16 protein-coding genes and 2 pseudogenes are annotated in these 21353 nt (G+C 69.1%); 13 read left to right on the top strand and 5 right to left on the bottom strand.

Annotated features, from left to right (window positions below):
- Positions 1-572: 572 nt before the first annotated feature.
- Positions 573-1187, bottom strand: coding sequence for a TetR/AcrR family transcriptional regulator (locus tag FB563_RS04535; RefSeq protein ID WP_055704247.1), 615 nt, complete (start codon positions 1185-1187; stop codon positions 573-575).
- A gap of 141 nt (positions 1188-1328) precedes the next feature.
- Between FB563_RS04535 and FB563_RS04530 the strand changes: the two genes are divergently transcribed.
- Together FB563_RS04530 and FB563_RS04525 are read left to right on the top strand one after the other, a co-directional pair.
- A complete protein-coding gene (locus tag FB563_RS04530) occupies positions 1329-2813 on the top strand; it encodes an APC family permease (RefSeq protein WP_055704246.1) in 1485 nt (494 codons plus the stop codon).
- Positions 2814-2821: 8 nt separating this feature from the next.
- Positions 2822-3757, top strand: a complete 936-nt coding sequence (locus FB563_RS04525; protein ID WP_055704245.1) for a carbon-nitrogen hydrolase family protein — start codon at positions 2822-2824, stop codon at positions 3755-3757.
- A 410-nt stretch (positions 3758-4167) separates the two neighbouring features.
- Here FB563_RS04525 and FB563_RS04520 read toward each other — a convergent pair whose 3' ends face one another.
- Together FB563_RS04520 and FB563_RS04515 are read right to left on the bottom strand one after the other, a co-directional pair.
- Positions 4168-5241: a carbohydrate kinase family protein gene (locus FB563_RS04520; RefSeq protein WP_244329002.1), complete on the bottom strand. Its 1074-nt coding sequence runs from the start codon at positions 5239-5241 to the stop codon at positions 4168-4170.
- Positions 5234-6292: a LacI family DNA-binding transcriptional regulator gene (locus FB563_RS04515; RefSeq protein ID WP_055705286.1), complete on the bottom strand. Its 1059-nt coding sequence runs from the start codon at positions 6290-6292 to the stop codon at positions 5234-5236. Before FB563_RS04515 ends, FB563_RS04520 begins: the two co-directional genes overlap by 8 nt.
- Positions 6293-6441: 149 nt before the next feature.
- Here FB563_RS04515 and FB563_RS04510 point away from each other — a divergent pair, with 149 nt between their 5' ends.
- The 4 genes from FB563_RS04510 (at position 6442) to FB563_RS04495 (ending at position 10585) form a co-directional block, all read left to right on the top strand.
- On the top strand, positions 6442-7569 hold the full coding sequence (locus FB563_RS04510; protein ID WP_079048662.1) for a substrate-binding domain-containing protein: 1128 nt from the start codon (positions 6442-6444) through the stop codon (positions 7567-7569).
- 174 nt (positions 7570-7743) lie between these two features.
- On the top strand, positions 7744-8778 hold the full coding sequence (locus FB563_RS04505) for an ABC transporter permease (protein WP_055705287.1): 1035 nt from the start codon (positions 7744-7746) through the stop codon (positions 8776-8778).
- Positions 8775-9557 carry an ATP-binding cassette domain-containing protein gene (locus FB563_RS04500; protein ID WP_079048663.1) on the top strand — a complete coding sequence of 261 codons (783 nt, stop codon included), beginning with the start codon at positions 8775-8777 and terminating at the stop codon, positions 9555-9557. The genes FB563_RS04505 and FB563_RS04500 overlap by 4 nt, the downstream gene beginning before the upstream one ends.
- A 17-nt stretch (positions 9558-9574) precedes the next feature.
- On the top strand, positions 9575-10585 hold the full coding sequence (locus FB563_RS04495; RefSeq protein ID WP_055705289.1) for an aldose 1-epimerase: 1011 nt from the start codon (positions 9575-9577) through the stop codon (positions 10583-10585).
- A gap of 377 nt (positions 10586-10962) precedes the next feature.
- Here the strand turns inward: FB563_RS04495 and FB563_RS04490 are convergent, their stop codons facing one another.
- Both FB563_RS04490 and FB563_RS04485 read right to left on the bottom strand, forming a co-directional pair.
- Positions 10963-12396 carry an endo-1,4-beta-xylanase gene (locus FB563_RS04490; protein WP_055705290.1) on the bottom strand — a complete coding sequence of 478 codons (1434 nt, stop codon included), beginning with the start codon at positions 12394-12396 and terminating at the stop codon, positions 10963-10965.
- 316 nt (positions 12397-12712) lie between these two features.
- Positions 12713-13147, bottom strand: a complete 435-nt coding sequence (locus tag FB563_RS04485) for a hypothetical protein (protein WP_142218484.1) — start codon at positions 13145-13147, stop codon at positions 12713-12715.
- A 154-nt stretch (positions 13148-13301) separates the two neighbouring features.
- On the opposite strand from FB563_RS04485, the gene FB563_RS04480 reads away from it, so the two are divergent.
- The 7 genes and pseudogenes from FB563_RS04480 (at position 13302) to FB563_RS04450 (ending at position 21025) form a co-directional block, all read left to right on the top strand.
- Positions 13302-14726, top strand: coding sequence for a non-reducing end alpha-L-arabinofuranosidase family hydrolase (locus FB563_RS04480; protein WP_142218483.1), 1425 nt, complete (start codon positions 13302-13304; stop codon positions 14724-14726).
- 657 nt (positions 14727-15383) lie between these two features.
- Positions 15384-15587 carry a cold-shock protein gene (locus FB563_RS04475; RefSeq protein ID WP_031045667.1) on the top strand — a complete coding sequence of 68 codons (204 nt, stop codon included), beginning with the start codon at positions 15384-15386 and terminating at the stop codon, positions 15585-15587.
- Between the two features lie 348 nt (positions 15588-15935).
- Positions 15936-17431: pseudogene (locus FB563_RS04470) on the top strand (DEAD/DEAH box helicase).
- A gap of 45 nt (positions 17432-17476) precedes the next feature.
- Positions 17477-17880, top strand: a pseudogene (locus FB563_RS04465) (CBS domain-containing protein).
- A 50-nt stretch (positions 17881-17930) separates the two neighbouring features.
- The gene (locus tag FB563_RS04460) at positions 17931-18257 is read left to right on the top strand and encodes an SCO5918 family protein (protein ID WP_055706326.1); all 327 of its coding nucleotides are present in this window, start codon (positions 17931-17933) and stop codon (positions 18255-18257) included.
- Between the two features lie 473 nt (positions 18258-18730).
- A complete protein-coding gene (locus FB563_RS43885) occupies positions 18731-19006 on the top strand; it encodes a hypothetical protein (RefSeq protein WP_234357761.1) in 276 nt (91 codons plus the stop codon).
- Positions 19007-19339: 333 nt separating this feature from the next.
- A complete protein-coding gene (locus FB563_RS04450; protein ID WP_055706327.1) occupies positions 19340-21025 on the top strand; it encodes a ribonuclease J in 1686 nt (561 codons plus the stop codon).
- The last annotated feature ends 328 nt before the right edge of the window (positions 21026-21353 follow it).

The raw sequence follows: 21353 nt of genomic DNA, 5'->3' as shown, positions 1-21353 counted from the left end.
CGGACAGGCGCGCACGACGGTTTCGTCGGGGCGATCCGCGTGAGGCAGGGGCCGGGCCCGGGCGGGTGAAGAAGCCGTCGGCCAGGACCGGGGTGTCGCCGGTCGTCGAGGAGCAGGGTGGACACGCCCATCCAGGTCAGCGGAGTTCACCGGTGCGCGGCGGGGGCGACGCGGGCTGCATGAGCGCCGTGTGTGGGGCCAGGGAGGGGCGGCTGAGAGGCGAGGGCACCGGTGAGGGTGCCTTTCGTCAGGGGGCCGCGAAAGCCGGAACGGCGCGTTCGCCGGAGTGGCGATCGCACCCACTCCAGGCAGAGGCCCGACAGGAGCCGACGGCATACCCACGCCGGCCTCGCACCCCCACTTGGACAGAGAGTCCGGTCCGCCGATGCCCCGCCTCGGGGGAAACGACACCGGGCGTGCATTCGTTCGAGCGTTGCCCTGTGCGGATGACGCCTCGAACCTGCCGTACGGCCCGACGGCCGCGCGGGCCGACCCGCGGTGGCATGGTGCCCCACGCGCTCACGGGCGGCGCCAGGCGTGCCGGTCTCTCTCCCCTGCCACCGGCCGCCCGGTCAACGCGGCGAGGGACGCTCGTCGAGGTCGCAGCCGGTGACGGCGCGCACGTAGGAGTGGAGGGCCGAGACGACCTCCTGCCGTGTTCTGCGCCCGGCGAGCACCTCCATCTGGAAGCCGTCCTCCATGGCGACCAGGGAGGCGGCGACCAGGCGCGCCGGTGCGGCGAGCCGGAAGTGCCCCTGGGCCTCGCCGAGGAGCAGGATCCCGTAGTAGACAGCGATCTGACGCTCTGTCAGAGTGCTGTCGAGGGCGGCGGCGCGGGGGTCGCGCAGACTGCGGGGCCAGTACTCGAACAGCAGGCGGGGCAGCCGGTCCTCGGGGCCGGCGGCGACACCGGAGGCGATGCAGGAGCGGAGCCTGTCGCGGGCGTCGTCGAAGGTTTCCGCGGCCTGCTCGCGTTCGCCGCAGAAGCGCTCGATGGCCTTCTGGAAGGTCTCGTGCATGAGGGCGTCGAGATCGTCGTAGTAGTACAGAACCGCGGCCGGCGTCATCCCGGCTTCCTCGGCGACGTCCCGCAGACGCAGGCCCGCCAGACCCCGGCCCAGCAGGGCCCGCTCGGCCGCCTCCGCCAACTGTGCTCGCCGCACTTGCTGGTCCTTGCGCCGCCCCACCGCAGCTCCTTCACGCGTTACGAATGCTGAACCGTGTCGAAAAGATACCGCGCTACACCTTGACGAGGCCGGTAGTCGATTCTTAAATCGCCATTTAATGAATGGCGTGGCTCGCACGCCCTTCCCCTCCCGGAGGCATGGATGCGCACCATCCCGCGTGACAACGCAGAGCCAGGTACCACCGCCAAGGGGCTCCGGCACGGCTCCGTCGGCCTGCTCGCGTCCATGGCGCTGGGCCTGTCCTCGGTCGCCCCTGCCTACAGCATCGCCGTCACCCTCGGCTTCGTCGTCCTCGCCGTGGGCGACCTCGCCCCGGCCGCGCTGTTGCTCGGTTTCGTCCCGATCCTGCTCACCGCGTTCGCGTTTCGCGAGCTCAACCGCGACATGCCCGACTGCGGCACGACGTTCGTCTGGGTGACGCGGGCCTTCGGCCCTTTCGCCGGCTGGCTGGCGGGCGGCTGGGTGGTGCAGATCGCCACGCTGATCGCCATGGCCGCGCTCTCCCGGGTCGGCGCGGCGAACCTGCTCGCCTTCCTCGGCCTGGACACCCTGGCCGGCCGGCCGCTCGCGGTCACCTGTACGGCGATGCTGGTCATCGCCCTGGTCGCCGCCCTCGCCTACCGGGGCGTCCAACTCGCCGCCGGGGCCCAGTACGTGATGCTGGCGCTCCAGCTCGTGTCGCTCCTCGGCTTCGCCGCCGTCGCCCTGGCCCGGGACGACGCCGCAACGCCCTCCCTGGCCTGGCTCAACCCCTTCGGGTTCCCCGACGCGGGCGCCATGGCCGAGGGCGTCATCCTCTGCCTGTTCATCTACTGGGGCTGGGACGCCCTGCTCAGCGTCAACGAGGAGACCACCGACAGCACCCGCGTCCCGGGCCGGGCCGCCGTCCTGTCCACCCTCGTCCTGCTCGGCACCTACCTGTTCACCGCCTACGGCGCCCTCGCCTACGCCGGTCCCGGCAGCCACGGCCTGGGCGACGCGGACACCGCCGCCGACGTCCTGGCCGCCCTCGCCCCGCCGGTCCTGGGCGACGCGCTCGCCAGGATCGTCCAGCTGGCCGTGTGCGTCTCCGCGATCGCCGCCCTGCTCAGCTGCCTGGTCTCCAGCCCTAGGGGCACGCTCTCCATGGCCGCCCACGGCGCCCTGCCCGAGGCCCTGACCCGGATCCACCCCCGCTTCCGCACCCCGGCCTTCGCCACCGTCTGCTGGGCGGCGGCCACCGCGGGCGTCCTGGCCGCCCTCACCGCCCTGTCCACCGACTTCCTCGGCGACGCCCTGCTTCCCCTCGGCCTGCTGATCGCCTTCTACTACGCCGTCACCGGCCTCGCCTGCGTCTGGCACTTCCGTGCCGACCTGCGCACCTCACCGCGCGACCTGCTGCTGAAAGGCATCCTGCCCGGCACGGGCGCGGTGATCATGCTCGCCGCCTTCGCCCGCTGCGCCTACGACATGCTCGACCCCGCCTACGGCTCGACCTCCGTCGCCGGCATCGGCGGAGTCCTGCTGCTCGGCGTCGGCTCGATCGCCCTCGGCGCCCTCGTCGCCCTCGCCGTCCGCCCCCGCTTCCGCCGCTTCTTCCGCGACGGACGCACCACCGTCACCCAGCTCACCGTCACCGAGGACTGAACCCTGCCATGCGCACGAACACCCTGACCATCGCCGCCCTCCAGACCGCCCCGGTCCCGCACGACCTTGAAGCCAGCTGGCAGCGCTACGCCGACCAGGTCCGCGCCACCCGGAGCCTCTTCCCGCACGTCCAGCTCGTCGTCGTACCCGAACTGCTGCTCGCCGCCGAAGCCCCCCTGCTGCGGGCCACCGGCGGCTGGACGGACCAGGCCGCCGTCACCGTGCCCGGCCCGCTCACCGACCGCGTCTGCGCGCTGGCCGCCGAGACCGGACTGTGGCTGGTCCCCGGCAGCCTGTACGAACGCACCGCGGACGGGACCGTCTTCAACACCGCACTGGCCGTCTCCCCCGAGGGCGAGATCGTGGCGAGGTACCGCAAGGTCTTCCCCTGGCAGCCGTACGAGACCACCACACCCGGAACCGCGTTCACCGTGTTCGACATCCCCGGCACGGCCCGGATCGGACTGGCCATCTGCTACGACGGCTCCTTCCCCGAGACCGCCCGCCAGCTCGCCTGGCTCGGCGCCGACATCATCATCCAGCCCACCCTGACCACCACTCGCGACCGCGAGATGGAACTCGTCATGGCGCGCGCCAACGCCTGGACCAACCAGGTCTACGTGGTCAACGTCAACGCCGCCGACCCGGCCGGCGTCGGCATGAGCACGATCGTCGACCCCGAAGGCGTCGTCCGCCAGCAGGCCGGCACCGGAGAGGAGATCCTCGTCGACACCCTCGACCCCGGCCTCGTCGACCGCGTACGGGCGCTGGGCAGCAACGGCCTGAACCGCCCCTGGAGCCAGCTCGCCCGCTACGGCGGCACCATCCACCTCCCCGCCTACCAAGGCGGCACCTTTCAGCGACCCGTGTGGGCGGCCGAGGCGGACGAGCGGCCGTCGGCCCCGGAACCGGATGCCCCGGCGGTGACCACGCCCGGCAGCTGATCCGCCCGCCCTGCCGGCCGACCCCGAGGACGCGAGATCGCCGGAGACACAGCCGGGATGGGGCATGTCCCGCGGAGTGGTGCGGTCAGGGAGCTGTTGCGTGACGCTCGTTTGACGCTCTGGTCGCCCGCGTGCAGGACGATGAGCCGACAAACCGGCTCTGACCTGGGCTTTCCTGGGATCTGTTCGGGTCGACACCTTTCCGATGACGCACCATGTGGAGTGCGTGGCGATTCTGGAGCCTGCGGCAAAGGGGCTCTGACTTGCTGGTTTTCTGAATTTCCGTGCGGCGTGTCTGGACAGCCGAGTCGGGGCCCTGGGCGAGGGAACGTCCGACTGGTCGACCGGAAGCGGCTGGTAAGGCACCTCGATCGTCACGCGGGCCAACCCAGGAGAGAACTTCCTGACCGTCAGCTCTTCACGGACCGCACCGGGTGCGGAGTCGGGCTGCCCGTGCCCACCAGGCCGATGACGTCAGGGAACGTCAGATCCGTCATCCCCAGGGGTGCCTGGGCAGGCAGGTGGGGGCGGGGCAGGGCGGTGGGCGGATCGGCGCCCAGGCGCTCGCAGGTCAGCGCGGAGACGAGGATCGCGTCGTCCACGGGGATCGTCAGTACGTCCGGGGCGGCCGTGGCCAGCGTCTGCGGGGTGTGCAGGCCGTGGCGGAGCAGCGCGCCGAGCAGTCCCGCCGTGAACGCGTCGCCCGCGCCGACGGTGTCCACCACCGCCACCTTTCGGCCGGGCCGCCTCATGCTTCCCGCTCCGGCCCGGAATACGTGGGCACCGTCGGGACCGTCGGTGATGACGACGAGGAGCGCGCCGAGTTCCAGCCAGTGGGCGGCGATCTGATCGATGGAGGTCTCGGGGTAGAGCCACTCGACGTCCTCGCGGCTGGCCTTGACCAGGTGGGCGATGCCGACGCTGCGTTCCACGGCCTGCCTCCCGCGTTTCGGATCGCCCAGGAGAGCGGGGCGGACGTTGGGGTCGTAGCTGATCAGCGTCGTACCGCCGGTGCGCAGGCGCTGGACGGCGGAGTGGATGTGCTCGGCGGACGGCGGCGTCCAGGAGGCGACCGATCCGAAGTGCACTACGGCGGTGTCCTGCGGGATGCGGGCCGTCTCCGCGTCGGTCCACTGCCAGTCCGCGGTGCCGTCCAGGTAGAAGTCGTAACTCGCCCGGCCCTCGGAGTCCATGGAGACCACGGCGAGCGTGGTGGGTTCGGCGGCGACCGGGGCGTACGTCAGGTCGATGCCCTCGGCCTCGGCCTGGGTGCGGAGCATGCGGCCGAAGGTGTTGCCGGCCATGCGGGCCATGAGCGCGCTGTGGTGTCCGAGCCGGGCCAGGCCGATGGCGACATTGAACGGGCTGCCGCCGGGTCGGGCGCGGTAGTCGCCGGGCGCGTCGAGCTGGACCAGATCGATGAGGGCTTCGCCGATCACGGTCACGCTCGGGGCCGGCCTCGTCACATGTGTCGGCTCAGTCATGGCACGGCCCTTCGGCTGGGATCTCGCCGGAGCCCCGCTCGATCAGCCGGGTCGGCACGGTGATGGTGCGGGTGGGCGACTCGTCGCCGTCCAGCCTGCGGAAGAGCATCTCGGCGGCCGTCCTGCCCACCTGCTCGACGTCCTGGGCGATGACGGAGATGCCCGGGTTGAGGATGTCGGCCAGGGGGAAGTCGTCGAAGCCCACCTGGGCGACGGTGTCCTGCAGGTCCATGGCCCGCAGCGCGCGGACGGCGCCGATGGTCACGAAGTTCTGGCTGGTGAACAGCGCCGTCGGCGGATCAGGCAGCGACAGGACCTGTTCGGCCGCGGCGATTGCGGCCTCCTCGCTGGACCCGACGTGGCGGACGATCTCGTCGTCGTACTCGATGTGCGCGACCTCCAGAGCGTGCCGGTAGCCGTCGAAGCGCTGGGCGGCTGTGGGGATGGAGGCGCGGTCGCCGAGGTAGGCGATGCGGCGGTGGCCGGCCTTCAGCAGGTGGTTGACGGCGGTGATGGCGCCCTGCCGGTTCTCGGAGACGACGGCGTCCGCGTCGAGCAAGCCGGCCTCGCGGTCGACGAAGACCATGCGCGTGCCGGTGTGCTGCTCGTTGATGAGATAGCTCTGGTCGCGTCCCGCGGGGACGATCACCAGGCCGTCGACCCGGCGGTCGATGAGCGCCTGGGCCAGCTCTCGTTCCCGGGCCGGGTCCTCGTCGAGGCTGCCGACCAGCACCAGCACTCCGCGTTCCCGGGCCACGTTCTCCACGGTGCGGGTCAGGACGGCGGAGAACGGGTTGGCCGCGTCCTCGACGAGCATGCCGATGGTGGCGGTGCGGCCGTCCCCGCGGCGCAGGCTGCTGGCCGTGAGGTTGGGACGGTAACCCAGCTTGTCGGCGGCCTCGCGGACCCTGGTGACGATCGCCGGATCGACGGTGGGGACGCCGTTGAACACGCGCGAGACGGTCTTGATGGCCACTCCGGCCAGCGCCGCGACCTCACGCATGGTGGGGCGGCTACGGGTGGACCGGGGCGCGGCCTCGCCCTGAGTCATCGTTGTCTCCAACCGGTTGTGCGTTACCTACTCGTTGCCCGCGCATGTCTATCAGCGTCTTGACGGGCTCGTCCATACAGGCCCAGTATCTCGCCCAGTCAACGTTGTCTCAGCGTCGGCCAAGGGACGGCTCCGAAAGGGATCAAGCCATGAACATCTCCTCCAGCCAGGTGTCGAGCCGCCGCAGCCGGCGTACCGGAGTGGCTGCGATCGGCATCAGCATCTGCCTCGGCGCCACGCTCGCGGCCTGCGGTTCCTCGAACGGGAGCTCCGCGTCGTCCGCGTCGGGCGGCGGCGGCAAGGTGGGTGTCTCGCTGATCCTGAAGACGCTCACCAACCCCTACTTCGTGAGCATGGAGAAGGACGCCAAGACCCAGGCGGCCAAGGACAACGTGAGTCTCACGGTGGCGGCGGGCAACAGCGACGGCGACACCCAGACCCAGATCACCGCCATCGACAACGCCATATCGCGCGGCGACAAGGGCATCCTCATCACCACCAACGGCGACGCCGTGAACGCCGCCCTGAACCGGGCCAAGCAGGCCGGTCTGTTCGTGATCGCCCTGGACACCGCGCCCAACCCGCCCAGCACCGCGGACATCACCTACGCCACCGACAACGAGCAGGCGGGCAAGCTCGACGGCCAGTACGCGGCGGCCGCGCTGAACGGCAAGCCGGCGGTCATCGCCATGCTCGACCTGTTCAACAACCAGGTCGTCTCCGTCGACATCAACCGCGACCACGGCTTCCTGGAGGGCATGGGCATCGACCCCGGCAGCAAGACCGAGAACGGCAAGGAAGCCAAGTCCGGCAAGTACACCGGCGGCAAGGGCGGCAGCTACACCATCGCCTGCCACCAGCCGACCCAGGGCGCCATCGACGGCGGCCGCACCGCGATGGAGAACTGCCTCTCCGCCAACCCGGACATCAACGTCGTCTACGCCATCAACGAACCGGCGGGCGAGGGCGCGTACAACGCGCTGAAGGCGGCCGGCAAGGAGAAGAACGTCGCGATCTACGCCATCGACGGCAGCTGCGCCGGCCTGAAGAACCTCACCAGCGGCGAGTTCGCCGCCGATGCGGTGCAGTACCCGGGCAAGATGGCGGCCCTCGGCGTCAGTTCCATCGCCAAGCTGGCCCGTGGCGGCAGCAAGCCCAGCGTGACCAACGGCAAGTCCTTCTACGACACCGGCACCGCCCTCGCCGCCGCAAAGCCCCTCGGCGGCCTGACCGTCCAGTCCCCCTCGCAGGCCGCCTCCGCCTGCTGGGGCAGCTGACCCGGCCCGATCCCGGGTGTGCCGCCGGCGGGTGACCACCGGCGGCACACCCGCACCACACACGCCCACGAGCCCACGAGCCCACGGGCCTACGCGCCCACGCGCCCACGGGCCCCAAGAGCCCACGAGCCCCTATGAAGGCCCGCACGAGGGAAAGAACCGGAAGGACCCCCTGTGACCACCCACGCGGATCCTCAAGCCACACCGGCGCCGGCGGAGGAGATCCTCAACCGGCCCGCCACCCTCACCCAGCGCATCCACTCGGTGCTGCACCGCCAGCCCGCACTCAGCCCGGCGATCGTCCTGGTACTCGCCGCTGTGGTGTTCTCCCTGGTCAACGACCGCTTCTACGCTCTGCAGAACCTCTCGCTCGTCGTCCAGCAGGTGGCCGTCATCGGCTCGCTGGCCGTCGGGCAGACGGTCATCATCCTCACCGCCGGCATCGACCTGTCCATCGGCGCGGTGATGGTGCTCGCCTCGCTGCTGATGTCGAAGCTCGTCGCGGACAACCACTGGCCGGGCGTCGTGGCCCTGCTCGCCGGGGCGGCCGTCGCCATCGCCGCGCAGGCCCTCAACGGACTGCTGGTCACCAAGATCAAGCTGCCGCCGTTCATCGTCACCCTCGGCACCCTGAGCATCTTCACCGCGATCACCCTCATCTACGCCAAGGGCCAGACCATCGCCCTGCAGCCGGGCAACATCCTCATGTGGACCGCCAACACGGTCTCGCTGGGGCAGCTGAACCTGACCAACGGCGTCCTGATCATGATCGCCCTGTACGCGGTGATCGGCTACGCCCTGCGCTACACCGCCTGGGGCCGGCACCTGTACGCCGTGGGCGACGACATCGAGGCCGCCCGCCTGGCAGGCATCTCCGTCAACCGGGTGCTGCTCAGCGCCTACATGGTCGGCGGCTTCGCCATCGCCGTGGGCGCCTGGATCCTGGTCGGCCGGGTCGGCGGCGGCGACCCCAACAGTGGCCTCAACGCCAACCTGCAGTCCATCACCGCGGTCGTCATCGGCGGCACCAGCCTGTTCGGCGGCCGCGGCGTGGTGCTCGGCTCGCTGATCGGTGCGCTCATCGTCCAGGTCTTCGTCAACGGTCTCGCGCTGGCCGGCATCGACCCCAACTACCAAGTCCTCGCAGTCGGCATCCTGGTGATCGCGGCTGTCTCCGTCGACCAGTGGATCCGGAGTGTGAAGTCGTGACAACCGCCACCGCCCCCGTCCTCGAAGCCAAGGGCCTGGTCAAGCTCTTCGGCAAGGTCGTCGGCCTGAACGACGTCGACCTCACCCTCTACCCCGGCGAGGTCCTCGCCGTCATCGGCGACAACGGCGCCGGCAAGTCCACGCTGATCAAGTGCCTGTCCGGAGCCCTCGTTCCCGACCAGGGCAGCCTCTTCGTCGACGGCAGGCAGGTCCACTTCAAGCGGCCCCAGGACGCCCGCGAAGCCGGCATCGAGACGGTCTACCAGACCCTCGCCGTCGCCCCGGCGCTGGACATCGCCAGCAACCTGTTCCTCGCCCGGGAAGTCCGCCGCAAGGGCGTGCTCGGCTCGGTGTTCCGCATGCTCGACACCAGCGAGATGAAGAAGCAGGCCGCCGACCACATCAAGCGACTCGGCATCGGCACCCTGCAGAACATCAACCAGGCCGTGGAAACCCTGTCGGGCGGCCAGCGGCAGTGCGTGGCCGTCGCCCGCACGGCTGCATTCGGCGGCCGCGTGGTCATCCTCGACGAGCCCACCGCCGCCCTCGGCGTGCGTGAGACCGGGCAGGTCCTCAAGCTGGTGCGCGACCTGCGCGACCAGGGCCTCGGCATCATCCTGATCAGCCACAACATGCCCAACGTCTTCGAGGTCGCCGACCGCATCCACATTCAGCGACTCGGTGGCTGCGCGGGCGTCATCACCCCGCAGTCGCACTCCATGGAGGACGCGGTGGCCATCATGACGGGCGCGAAGAAGCTCGCTCCCGAAGCGAGCTGAAGGGAACACCAGGGGACATGACCGCCGAGTACCGGATCGTCGAGGACCGCCTCGGCGGCGAACCCACCCTTGTCGTCTCCGCACCGGACGACACCGTCCGCGTCGTCCTCGCCCTGCGCGGAGCAACCCCGCTGAGCTGGCAGGTCAGGCGTGAAGAGACCGGGGCGCTGAGGGAGCTGACGGACGGCTACCGCGACGAAAAGGAACTCCTCTCCCAGGACGGCGTACGAGCCAACCTGCTGGCCCCCTTCCCCAACCGCGTCGCCGACGGCCGTTACAGCTACGACGGCCACGACCACGACCTGCTGCCCGGCCACCAGGGCGACCGCACGATCTACCACGGCTTCGCACGCGAGGCACCGTTCGAACTCGCCCACGCCACCACGACGGCCGACTCCGCCCGCCTGCTCCTGCGCACCACGAGCATCAGACCGGGCCGGCACCCCGGCTACCCGTTCGCCCTTGATCTCGAAGCCGAGTACACCGTCACCGCCCGGGAGCTGAGCATCGAGATCCGTGCGACGAACGTGGGCGACACCACCGCCCCCTACGCGGCGGGCTGGCACCCGTACTTCACTCTGTCGCAGTCCATCGATGACCTGGTCCTGCAGATCCCCGCGCACACCCTCATCCGCACCGACGCATCCCTCATCCCACTGTCCGGCGATGCCGCCCTGCTTCCTCTGGACGACTGCCCGGACATGGACTTCCGGGCACCGAAACGACTTGGTGACGCGGTCATCGACGCCTGCTACGCGGACCTGATCCCCGGCCCTGGCGGGCGGATCGAGACCGTGCTCACTGAACCGGCCACCGGCGAGGAACTGCGGGTGTGGCAGTACGGCGGCTTCATGCACGTCTTCACCGGAGACACCCTGGCCCGCGACCGGCGCGCCTCCCTCGCACTCGAACCCGTCGAGACCATGACCAACGCCTTCAACCGCCCTGAACACACCACAGCCCTCGCCCTGGAACCCGGTCGGTGCCGGCAGTTCAGCTTCGGTGTCGCGTACGTCCCAGGAACCTGACAACGGACGCTCGTTCGACGCTGATTCTGACGGAGCGTGACGTGCTTGTCCCGGATCGGATAGCGCGGGTCAATCGCCGGCTGGCCCGTCCTGTCGGGGGAAGGCGACGCGCACCCGCACCCGGGGATGGCGGCAGCCGAGTGCGAGTGAGCTTGTGGCCGCAGTCTGCTCAACCCTGAGCAGGACGGACTCTCGGCCATGGTGTCAGCCCTCGCCGCCTCGGCGGGCGCCGGATGCACCGCGGCGAGCATCCCGATCGCGAGGTCGCCGCCACCACGGCCGCGACCCGGGACCGTCAACGATGTCCGTGCGGAGGGGCGGGAGAAGCCGCACCGTGGGCTGTCACGGCTTCACCCCTTCGTTTGTGGCAGACTCTCTCAGGTACGGGTCCAGCGTTGGTTGTTGCCGTTCGAGCAGGAGTAGAGCTGGATCAGGGTGCCGTTGGCGGTGCCGCCCGAGACGGCGTCGAGGCAGAGGCCGGATTGGACGCCGACGATGGATCCGTCGGAGTTGAGGCGCCATTTCTGGTTGTCGCCGCCCCAGCAGCTGTAGATCTGGACTTTCGAACCGTTGCCTGTGCCGGCGGCGTCAAGGCATTTGTTGCCGTAGACCCTGAGCTCGCCGGCGTCGGTGTACGTCCACTGCTGGTTGGTGCCGCCGTGGCAGTCCCACAGCTGGAGCTGTGTGCCGTCGGTGGTGCCGGCTCCGGGCACGTCCAGGCAACGGCCCGAACCGACGCCCTTGATCTGTCCGCCATCCGCAGGGGGCGTCGTGGAGCCGCCGCCGTTGAGTGCGTCGAGGACGGCGGTGTAGGCAGGCTTCTTGCTGCCGTCGCCGTTGAACAGCAGCGGCGTGTCCCCCGATCGCCAGGAGTCGGTGTCGCGCACACCCCAGACGGTGATGCCGAGGCAGCGCGGGACGGCCAGGCAGTCGTTGGTCACGTTGGCGTAGGTCGAGGCCGAGGCGCCCTGGATGTCGAGTTCGGTGATGGCCACGTCGACGCCGAGGGCGGCGAAGTTCTGCAGGGTGGTGCGGAAGTTGCTGTTGTAGGGGCTGCCGCTGTTGAAGTGCGACTGGAACCCGACGCAGTCGATCGGCACGCCGCGCTGCTTGAAGTCCCGGACCATGGCGTACACGGCCTGGGTCTTGGCCCAGGTCCAGTTCTCGATGTTGTAGTCGTTGTAGCAGAGCTTGGCCGCCGGGTCGGCGGCGCGCGCGGTGCGGAAGGCGACCTCGATCCAGTCGTTGCCCGTGCGTTGCAGGTTGGAGTCCCGCCGTGCTCCCGAATTACCGTCGGCGAAGGCCTCGTTCACGACGTCCCACTGGGCGATCTTGCCCTTGTAGTGGCCCACGACGCCGTTGATGTGGTCGATCATCGCTTGGCGCAGTGAGCTGCCGCTGAGGCTCTGCATCCAGCCAGGCTGCTGGGAGTGCCAGGCCAGGGTGTGGCCGCGCACCTTCTTGCCGTTCTGCACCGCCCAGTTGTAGACGCGGTCGCCGGCGCTGAAGTTGAACTGGCCCCGCTGTGGTTCGGTGGCGTCGATCTTCATCTCGTTCTCGGCCGTCACCATGTTGAACTCACGGCTTGCGATCGTCGTGTACGCCGAGTCGCCCAGCCTGCCGGAGGCGATGGCGGTGCCGAAGTAGCGGCCGCTCTGTGCCGCCGCGGCGCCAAGCGTGTTCTCGGCGGCGTGTGCGGTCGGCGGTGCGGCCAGTGCGGTGACCGCCCCGAGGACGCCGACGACCAGCGCCAGCAGCAGGCTGCGGATCTTCCGGCGGGTAACGGATCTGGGAAGGGCATACGAGCCCATGACTGTGCCTCCAGGTAGAAATCGCTGATCGACTGAAGCGCAGGGGATTGCGTCGTCCGGCCCCGTCCGGCAGACGGACGGGGCTGGTCAAAGCCCGGGCAGGAGGGAATCACCGGACACCGCAGTCAGGGGGACCGCGATGCGCCAACGGCACGGGCGCCGCACCCGGTCGGCCGTCGGGCGACGGCGGGCGGCGGGCGTGTTCCACGTCTCGACACAGGCATGAGGTACTCCAGCGCGGCTCGGCCGGGGGACCGTCACAAGGCGTCGCATGCCTCTCCAACTGCGGAAGAGCCAGGGTGCGCTGGTGCGAACCTCACCGGAACGGAACGGGGTGGCGCAGGTGATGTGATGCGCGGGTCTGCCGTGCAGCTGGTCGCTGATCTGCCGTGCAGCATGGATTGCCCAGGCCGACACAGCCCGGAATCTCGAACCAGGCCCGGTTTCTCAGACAGGGATGATTGAGGCGTGACCGTGGATCGTCAATACTCTCCGCCGATGAAATTTCCGATTGTTGGGCGAAACTTTCGATCGCCGCATCGAGTGTCTGCATCGTCCGCACGTCGCTCCCTTCCGGGGTCAAGTCGCTTACCAGCCAGCCATTTGACGGTGTGACGTGCGCTGGTCGGTGTGTTGTGGTTCGAATGTTTCGCAGTTTGAGGCGATACATGCGAGAGGTATTGACGGCGTTCACCGGTTCTCTATCATCGGATTGCTCGATGCTTCGACCTTTGTTCGATATATCGAACATTCGAGGCCGCTCCATCGCACAGTAGGGCCATGCCGGACAGCACCGCCTGAAGTCGGAATCGCGAGGGCCATGCTGCATGTCTATGTCACGGTTGCATGGTTCACGGTTGCATGTGTCATGGACTCGTCAACTGTCCAGGGTTTAGGGAGTATCCATGCGCAGAGGAAGTTCCAGCCGCAGGCATCCGTCAGTGGTGCTCGCCGCCGTGGTTGCGGCCCTGGCCGCGTTGGCGGCGATGCTCGTCGCCGCCCCGGCTCAGGCGGCTTCCAGCGGCGCCTTGCGCGGTGTTGGTTCCGGCCGGTGTCTCGATGTGCCGGGCGCCAGCCAGACCGACGGCACGTATCTGCAGATCTATGACTGCTGGGGCGGGACCAACCAGCAGTGGACGTTGACGGACAGCAACCAGCTCACCGTGTACGGCAACAAGTGCCTGGATGTTCCGGGCCACGCCACCACGGCCGGTACCCGGGTGCAGATCTGGACCTGCTCCGGCGGTGCGAACCAGCAGTGGCGGGTGAACTCCGACGGCACTGTCGTCGGCGTGGAGTCCGGACTGTGCCTGGAGGTCACGGGCTCCGGTACGGCCAACGGCACAGCGGCGCAGATCTGGACGTGCAACGGGGGCAGCAACCAGAAGTGGACCGGCCTGTCCGGGACGACCCCGCCGGGAGACGGCACGTGTTCTCTGCCGTCGACGTACCGGTGGACGTCGACGGGTGCGCTGGCGCAGCCGGCGCACGGGTGGGTCTCGCTGAAGGACTTCACCGACGTGACGTACAACGGCAAGCACCTGGTCTACGCGTCGAACGTGTCGGGGTCGTCGTACGGCTCGATGATGTTCAGGCCCTTCACGAACTGGTCGGACATGGCGTCGGCCGGCCAGACCGGGATGAGCCAGTCCGCGGTGGCGCCCACGCTGTTCTACTTCGCGCCCAAGAAGATCTGGGTGATGGCGTCCCAGTGGGGCGCGTCGCCCTTCGTGTACCGCACGTCCAGCGACCCCACCAACCCGGGCGGCTGGTCCGCGCCGCAGCCGCTGTTCACCGGCAGCATCCCCGGCGCCGCCCCCATCGACCAGACCCTGATCGCCGACGACCAGAACATGTACCTGTTCTTCGCCGGTGACAACGGCAAGATCTACCGGGCGAGCATGCCGATCGGGAACTTCCCGGGCAGCTTCGGCTCGTCGTACACGACGGTCATGAGCGACACGGTGAAGAACCTGTTCGAGGCGCCGCAGGTCTACAAGGTCCAGGGCCAGAACCAGTACCTCATGATCGTCGAGGCGCGGGGCGCGAATGAGCAGCGCTACTTCCGCTCCTTCACGGCCTCCAGCCTGAACGGTTCATGGACCCCGCAGGCCGCCGGCGAGAGCAACCCCTTCGCGGGCAAGGCCAACAGCGGTGCCACCTGGACCAACGACATCAGCCACGGTGACCTGGTCCGCAACAACCCCGACCAGACCATGACCATCGACCCCTGCAACCTGCAGTTCCTCTACCAGGGCAAGTCCCCCACCGCGACCGGCCCCTACGACCAACTGCCCTGGCGGCCGGCTGTCCTCACCCTGCAGCGCTGACCCGGCCTGTGTACCTCCCCGACGGCCGGCCTCACCCGGATCGGGCCGGCCGTCGCCTTTGCCGCCATGAAGCAGCGCCGGGGAAGCCGATGAACCGCTGACGAGCGCCGAGCCGGACACGGTGCTCTGCTGGAGGCTCTGTGCGTTGACTCCAGCCGCCGGTCCGGGCTGGGGTCTTTTCCAGCGTCGACCTGATCATCCTCAACGCTTGCAGAACGGGCACGCATGAAGGCACCGGCCGTACCGTGCAGACCTTGCGCAGTGCAGTATCGAGCCATCCGCTACCTGAGTGTGCCCGCACCATCCCTTTGGGCAGCAGGCGTTACGCTGGGCGCGCCCCCAATGCTCCCGGAAACGTTACGCTCCGGCTGGGTCAATATCTGTGCCCGCGAGCTGAGATTTCAACGGAACAGGCGGACAGATTCTCTACCGCTTTGAGTGGAGTGGGATTCTTCGCCGTACACAGGCCGCTGCGGCGTGCTACTGTCGATCTCAGTTGCAGTTGTGGTTCCCAAAACTCCAAGTGTCCTCCGGGCGGCGCCTGTGCCGTTGGAAGCGCTTTTGTTATCCGGTCTTTTTCCGGACGGGCTGATCATCGCGGCGACACGGGGTCCGCGCAGTGCGGATCCCGATGCACTGCCCCAAAGGAGAAATGACATGGCTACTGGCACCGTGAAGTGGTTCAACGCGGAAAAGGGCTTCGGCTTCATCGAGCAGGACGGTGGCGGCGCTGATGTGTTCGCCCACTACTCGAACATCGCCGCCCAGGGCTTCCGTGAGCTGCTGGAGGGCCAGAAGGTGACCTTCGACATCGCTCAGGGCCAGAAGGGCCCGACGGCCGAGAACATCGTTCTCGCCTGACGCCGACTGTCGCGTACTTGTAGCTGGGGCCCGCGTCCTTCGGGGTGCGGGCCCCAGCTGCTCGCATTTTCCCGCAGTGGTCTCGCCTGCCGACGACAAGCAGGAAACCCGTAGGCTCACCGCATACGGAGCATCCTTCAGGGGTGCACCATCCCTTCATGGGCTTCATGGCAGCGGACGCCCGGACACTGCGTCCGCTCCGCGCCACCCATTGCAGCGCCTGTGCCCGCACGGATTTTCCGTCGGTCAGATTCGCTCTCGCATTCCACCGGTCCATTCTCGCAATTCTCTCTACTGCTCATTGCTGCGGGAATTCCTTGATATGTGCCGCATCGAGGAAGGTTCCGCATGAACCGCACACGCACGAACGACCGCTTCGCCCGCACCCGTAACGGCAGTACCGACTCCGGCAGGGGCGGCAGCCGATTCGGCTCGTCGGCCAGGAGCCGCTCCGGCGGGCCGAGCCGCTCCGGTGGCTACGGCCGCGGGCCCGCCGCGGACCAGGGGGAGTTCGCGCTGCCCAGGACGATCACACCCGCGCTTCCCGCCGCAGAGGGCTTCGCCGATCTCGACATGCCCGGGGCACTGCTGGCTGTGCTCGGCTCACAAGGCGTGACCGTGCCCTTCCCGATCCAGGCCGCGACCCTGCCGAATTCCCTCGCCGGCCGGGACGTACTGGGCCGTGGCCGCACCGGCTCCGGCAAGACCCTCGCCTTCGGGCTGGCGCTGCTGGCCCGTACGGCCGGGCAGCGCGCCGAGGCCAGGCAGCCGCTGGGGCTGATCCTCGTCCCCACGCGTGAACTGGCGCAGCAGGTCACCGACGCGCTTGCCCCGTACGCCCGCTCCGTGCGGCTGCGGCTGGCCACTGTGGTGGGCGGAATGCCGTTCGGCAGGCAGACGAGCGCGCTGCGCGGTGGCGCCGAGGTCGTCGTCGCCACGCCGGGACGCCTCAAAGACCCATCGATCGTGGCGAGTGCCGGCTGAACCAGGTTTCCATCACCGTCCTCGACGAGGCCGACCAGATGGCCGACATGGGCTTCATGCCGCAGGTCACCGCCCTCCTCGACCAGGTCCGCCCCGAAGGGCAGCGCATGCTGTTCTCCGCCACTCTCGACCGCAACGTCGACCTGCTCGTGCGCCGCTACCTCAGCGACCCCGTCGTGCACTCCGTCGACCCCTCGGCCGGTGCGGTCACGACGATGGAGCACCACGTGCTCCACGTTCACGGCGCCGACAAGCACACGGCCATCACCCAGATTGCCGCACGCGACGGCCGCGTGATCATGTTCCTCGACACCAAGCACGCCGTCGACGGCCTCACCGAGCACCTCCTGAACAGCGGGGTACGGGCCGCCGCCCTGCACGGTGGGAAGTCGCAGCCGCAGCGCACCCGCACGCTGGCACAGTTCAAGAGCGGGCACGTCAGCGTACTGGTGGCGACCAACGTCGCGGCGCGCGGCATCCACGTCGACAACCTCGACCTCGTCGTCAACGTCGACCCGCCGACCGACCACAAGGACTACCTCCACCGCGGCGGCCGTACCGCCCGCGCAGGAGAGTCCGGCAGTGTCGTCACCCTGGTCACCCCCAACCAGCGCCACGCCTTGACTCGCCTCATGGCAGCGGCCGGCATCGTCCCGCAGACCACCCGGGTCCGCGCCGGCGAAGAGGCCCTGCACCGCATCACCGGCGCCCAGGCACCCTCCGGCATCCCGGTCGTCATCACCGCACCGGTGGTCGAACGCCCCAAGAAGCACGGCGCCACCTCACGCGGCCGACACCGCCCCGTCTCGGCGGCCCGCCGTGCGCCCGTACGGCAGTCCACCGCGGGTCCGGCTGCATAGAACCTTCGTGATCAGGAAGCCGGCCAACTCCGCAGGAGGCACCCCTTGACGCTGGACCAGACGCAGTTCCGCCCGGCGAGCGCCCACTGCGCGCACGGCACGGTGGCCGACACCATGGACACGGCCGGACCGCAGGTCTGGGAGGACATGACCGTGGAGGTGCCACTGTCCGTGATGACCGCCGCCCGTACAGGTCATCTGGCGGTCTGCGACGAGGACGGTCTGCGCACCGGCCTGGTCACCCGGGCCGGGCTCACGGCCGTTCGTGACGGCTCCGGATACACGGACCGGATCCGCCTGCGGGACATCGCCGACGTCATCGGGCCCTTCGCCCCGCCGCTGACCACTGGGCCGAAGCCGAACGTGCGATGCGCTGCCGCCGGCTCGGGGCCACGCCCGTGGCCGACGAACACGGCAACGCTCTGAGCGCCCTCGCCCTTTCCCGCTGAACCGCCCTCACCCCACCCGGCCCCGTCTTCTCGCTCTCCCTGGAGGCACCATGCGCTGTGTCATCGCCCGCTTCCCGTTCGACCTGACCAAGAGCGGCGTGGTGGAATCGATGAAGGGCGTCAGACCCGAGCCGGTCACCGGTGAGTTTGTCATCATCGGACGACGCCACTACCCCGCCAAGCAGGTCGGCCAGGTCATCACCCGCCAGGACCCCCGTGATTTCAGCACCGGCGAAGTCCTCAGGGCCATGACCCGACTCGGCTTCACCTGCCGCACCCGCCCCGCCGCCGCAACCGCGCCCATGGCCGGCCCGTACCAGCGGGTGTCCGCAACGCTCGGTGCTCCCCCTGTCCGCCTGAGATACGGACAGGTGTGAGCCGAACCGAGCAGTGAGGCCCGACCGGCGTGTGCCGGGCGGACCTCACTGTGTGCCGTGTCCTGGTGGGTCAGTGGCCGGAGTGGCCGAAGTCGCCCACGGTCCAGGCACTGACGTCCTCGATCGCAACGCGGTACATCCCGCCCGTCTCCGGCACTCCCACGACGCCCTGCAGGATCCGGGCGACGTGGACATGCAGAGCCTGCCCGTGACAGCGTCCCTCAACGCCGGTCTCGCCACCAACTGGGCCCGCGGAAGCCGTGTAAGCCGCCTGGCCATGGGAAGGATCAAGGTTTCCGAGCGCGTATCTCCGCCGTCGCGGCGGCCCACTCCGATGGCTACGCGGCCACCGCGCATCTCCTCGGACTGCTGGCCGCGCTCCCGCCCCCACCGACGCGGGAGAACCCTTTTGGTCGAACCTGTGGAGATCCTCGGGCACCGCCTACCTGCTGCCGACCAATATCAAGGACCTGGTGCTGCGTTCGCTGGCCGGAGAGGGAACCGGTCTGGCCGGACAGATCCTCTCGGCCGTAGACGAGATGACGCCTCCCCAGCGGGTTGCGGCCGCAGAGGTGATCGGCCAGGCGCTCGCCGAGTCCGACCACCTTCCTGATCTCAGAACGCAGGTCATCGGCGAACTGTGGCTCCGGGACCTGGAAATCACCGCCTGGCGCGTTCTTCACGCGGGCCACAAGTCGCCCGATGCGGCCGGACGTAACGCCTTCATCGAAGCATGGACGAGTGTCTGACTCCGGCCGAGCCGGCACACGCAAGCATCCGAATTCATTCGGGACGTTCGAGCAGTGACCTGTGATCGAACGAATCCTGGCACGACTGGGACGGTGGTGGGACGTGTCGGTCAGTCGGTCCTTGCCGAGAGGACGGGTTCGTCATGGAGAAGTGCGCCCGATCTCGCCCCGGGTGCCCGCCGTCCCTCGGCTGGTCGGCGATCACGGCCTCCGTGAAGGCGCGCTGCCCACTCGACTCCATGACGTCCAAGGCCGCGGTGCCGACCCCGTCGGGAGGAAGAGATCGAACAGGTAATGGATCACCCTGCCCCGCTCTCCGGGTACCGTCAGGGTATGAGTCATCCGCACCCCGAGCTGAAAGCCGCGCCGCCCCTTCCCGAAGGAGGGCTGCGGGTCATCGCCCTGGGCGGCCTGGGTGAGATCGGCCGCAACATGACCGTCTTCGAGCACGCCGGCAAGCTGCTCATCGTCGACTGCGGTGTGCTGTTCCCCGAGGAGACCCAGCCCGGCGTGGACGTGATCCTGCCGGACTTCACCTCGATCCGGGACCGGCTGGACGACATCGTGGCCGTGGTCCTCACCCACGGCCACGAGGACCACATCGGCGGCGTGCCGTACCTGCTGCGCGAGCGGTCAGACATTCCCGTCGTCGGCTCCAAGCTGACGCTGGCGTTCCTGGAGGCCAAACTCAAGGAACACGGCATCCGGCCGCGCACGGTGCGGGTGCGGGAGGGCGAGCGGCGTGGCTTCGGGCCCTTCGACTGCGAGTTCGTGGCGGTCAACCACTCCATCCCCGACAGCCTCGCGGTCGCGATCCGCACCCGGGCCGGGATGGTGCTGCACACCGGCGACTTCAAGATGGACCAGTTCCCTCTCGACGACCGCATCACCGATCTGCGCGCCTTCGCCCGCCTCGGCGAGGAGGGCGTGGACCTGTTCCTCACCGACTCCACCAACGCCGAAGTACCCGGCTTCACCACCTCCGAGCGGGAGCTGAACCCGGCGATCGAGCAGGTGATGCGCACCGCGCCGCGCCGGGTCATCGTCTCCAGCTTCGCCAGCCACGTGCACCGCATCCAGCAGGTCCTGGACGCCGCCCACCAGCACGGGCGTAAGGTCGCCTTCGTCGGCCGGTCGATGGTCCGCAACATGGGCATCGCCCGTGACCTGGGCTATCTGAAGGTCCCCTCCGGTCTGGTCGTGAGCACGAAGGAGCTGGAGAAGCTCCCGGACCACAAGATCACTCTGGTGTGCACCGGCTCCCAGGGCGAACCGATGGCCGCGCTGTCACGGATGGCCAACCGCGACCACATGATCCGTATCGGCGAGGGCGACACCGTCCTGCTCGCCAGCTCCCTCATCCCCGGCAACGAGAACGCCATCTACCGGGTGATCAACGGACTCACCCGGTGGGGCGCCCACGTGGTCCACAAGGGCAACGCCAAGGTGCACGTCTCCGGGCACGCCAGCGCCGGTGAACTCGTCTACTGCTACAACATCGTCAAGCCCCGCAACGTCATGCCCGTGCACGGCGAATGGCGCCACCTGCGGGCCAACGCCGACCTCGCCATCCGTACCGGTGTCGACCCCGACCGGGTCGTCATCGCCGAGGACGGCGTCGTCGTCGACCTGGTCGACGGGCGCGCGTCCATCACCGGCAAGGTCCCCGCAGGCAACGTCTACGTGGACGGCATGGAAGTCGGCGGCGCCACCGAAGCTTCCCTCAAGGACCGCCTCACCCTCGCAGCCGAAGGCGTGGTCACGGTGGTGGCGATCGTCGACGCGGACACCGGCGCCCTTGCCGAGGCCCCCGACTTCCTGGCCCGGGGCTTCGTCCACGACGACGCCACCTTCGAGCCGGTCATCCCCGTCATCGAGAAGACCCTGGCCACCGCAGCCGAGGAAGGCGTCGGGGACGCGCGCCAACTCGAACAACTCCTCGCCCGCGCCGTGGCGAACTGGGCGTTCCGCACCTACCGCCGCAAGCCCCTCATCATCCCCGTCATCATCGACGCCTGAGCACCAGCCCGGCAGGCGTACGGGGTCGGACGCCGATGCGCACGAGGTGAAACCCGGCCACGAGTTCCTGGTGTCCAGCTTCATCACCGGCCCACCGGGTCGGCCCGTACGAATCGCGCCCGGGTTTCGCCCGGACGCGCCCGGGGCGGCCCGGTGGCGGGAGCGCTGCGCCGGGCATCCCGCAGCCGCTCCAGCAGCTGACCTGCCGCCCGAGCAGCAACATGACGGCCACGGGGAACAGAAGCGCGCACAGCCTGGTGTACCGGCCGGAGGAGTGGGCGGGCTCGCGCCGTGCACCGCCCTGCCGGCAGGTGTCGACCGGTTGTTG

Origin of the sequence: Streptomyces puniciscabiei, from assembly GCF_006715785.1 — a bacterium.
Lineage (GTDB): Bacteria > Actinomycetota > Actinomycetes > Streptomycetales > Streptomycetaceae > Streptomyces > Streptomyces puniciscabiei.
The sequence above is the reverse complement of the archived record's forward strand: the minus strand, read 5'-3'. Positions and strand labels throughout refer to the sequence as shown.

Excerpts from the sequence above, each read along its gene's own strand:
- FB563_RS04530 (WP_055704246.1), top strand. The coding sequence starts at position 1,329 with ATGCGCACCATCCCGCGTGACAACGCAGAGCCAGGTACCACCGCCAAG.
- FB563_RS04525 (WP_055704245.1), top strand. The coding sequence starts at position 2,822 with ATGCGCACGAACACCCTGACCATCGCCGCCCTCCAGACCGCCCCGGTC.
- FB563_RS04520 (WP_244329002.1), bottom strand. The coding sequence starts at position 5,241 with ATGACTGAGCCGACACATGTGACGAGGCCGGCCCCGAGCGTGACCGTG.
- FB563_RS04515 (WP_055705286.1), bottom strand. The coding sequence starts at position 6,292 with ATGACTCAGGGCGAGGCCGCGCCCCGGTCCACCCGTAGCCGCCCCACC.
- FB563_RS04510 (WP_079048662.1), top strand. The coding sequence starts at position 6,442 with ATGAACATCTCCTCCAGCCAGGTGTCGAGCCGCCGCAGCCGGCGTACC.
- FB563_RS04495 (WP_055705289.1), top strand. The coding sequence starts at position 9,575 with ATGACCGCCGAGTACCGGATCGTCGAGGACCGCCTCGGCGGCGAACCC.
- FB563_RS04490 (WP_055705290.1), bottom strand. The coding sequence starts at position 12,396 with ATGGGCTCGTATGCCCTTCCCAGATCCGTTACCCGCCGGAAGATCCGC.
- FB563_RS04485 (WP_142218484.1), bottom strand. The coding sequence starts at position 13,147 with ATGTTCGATATATCGAACAAAGGTCGAAGCATCGAGCAATCCGATGAT.
- FB563_RS04480 (WP_142218483.1), top strand. The coding sequence starts at position 13,302 with ATGCGCAGAGGAAGTTCCAGCCGCAGGCATCCGTCAGTGGTGCTCGCC.
- FB563_RS04475 (WP_031045667.1), top strand. The coding sequence starts at position 15,384 with ATGGCTACTGGCACCGTGAAGTGGTTCAACGCGGAAAAGGGCTTCGGC.
- FB563_RS04460 (WP_055706326.1), top strand. The coding sequence starts at position 17,931 with ATGCGCTGTGTCATCGCCCGCTTCCCGTTCGACCTGACCAAGAGCGGC.
- FB563_RS04450 (WP_055706327.1), top strand. The coding sequence starts at position 19,340 with ATGAGTCATCCGCACCCCGAGCTGAAAGCCGCGCCGCCCCTTCCCGAA.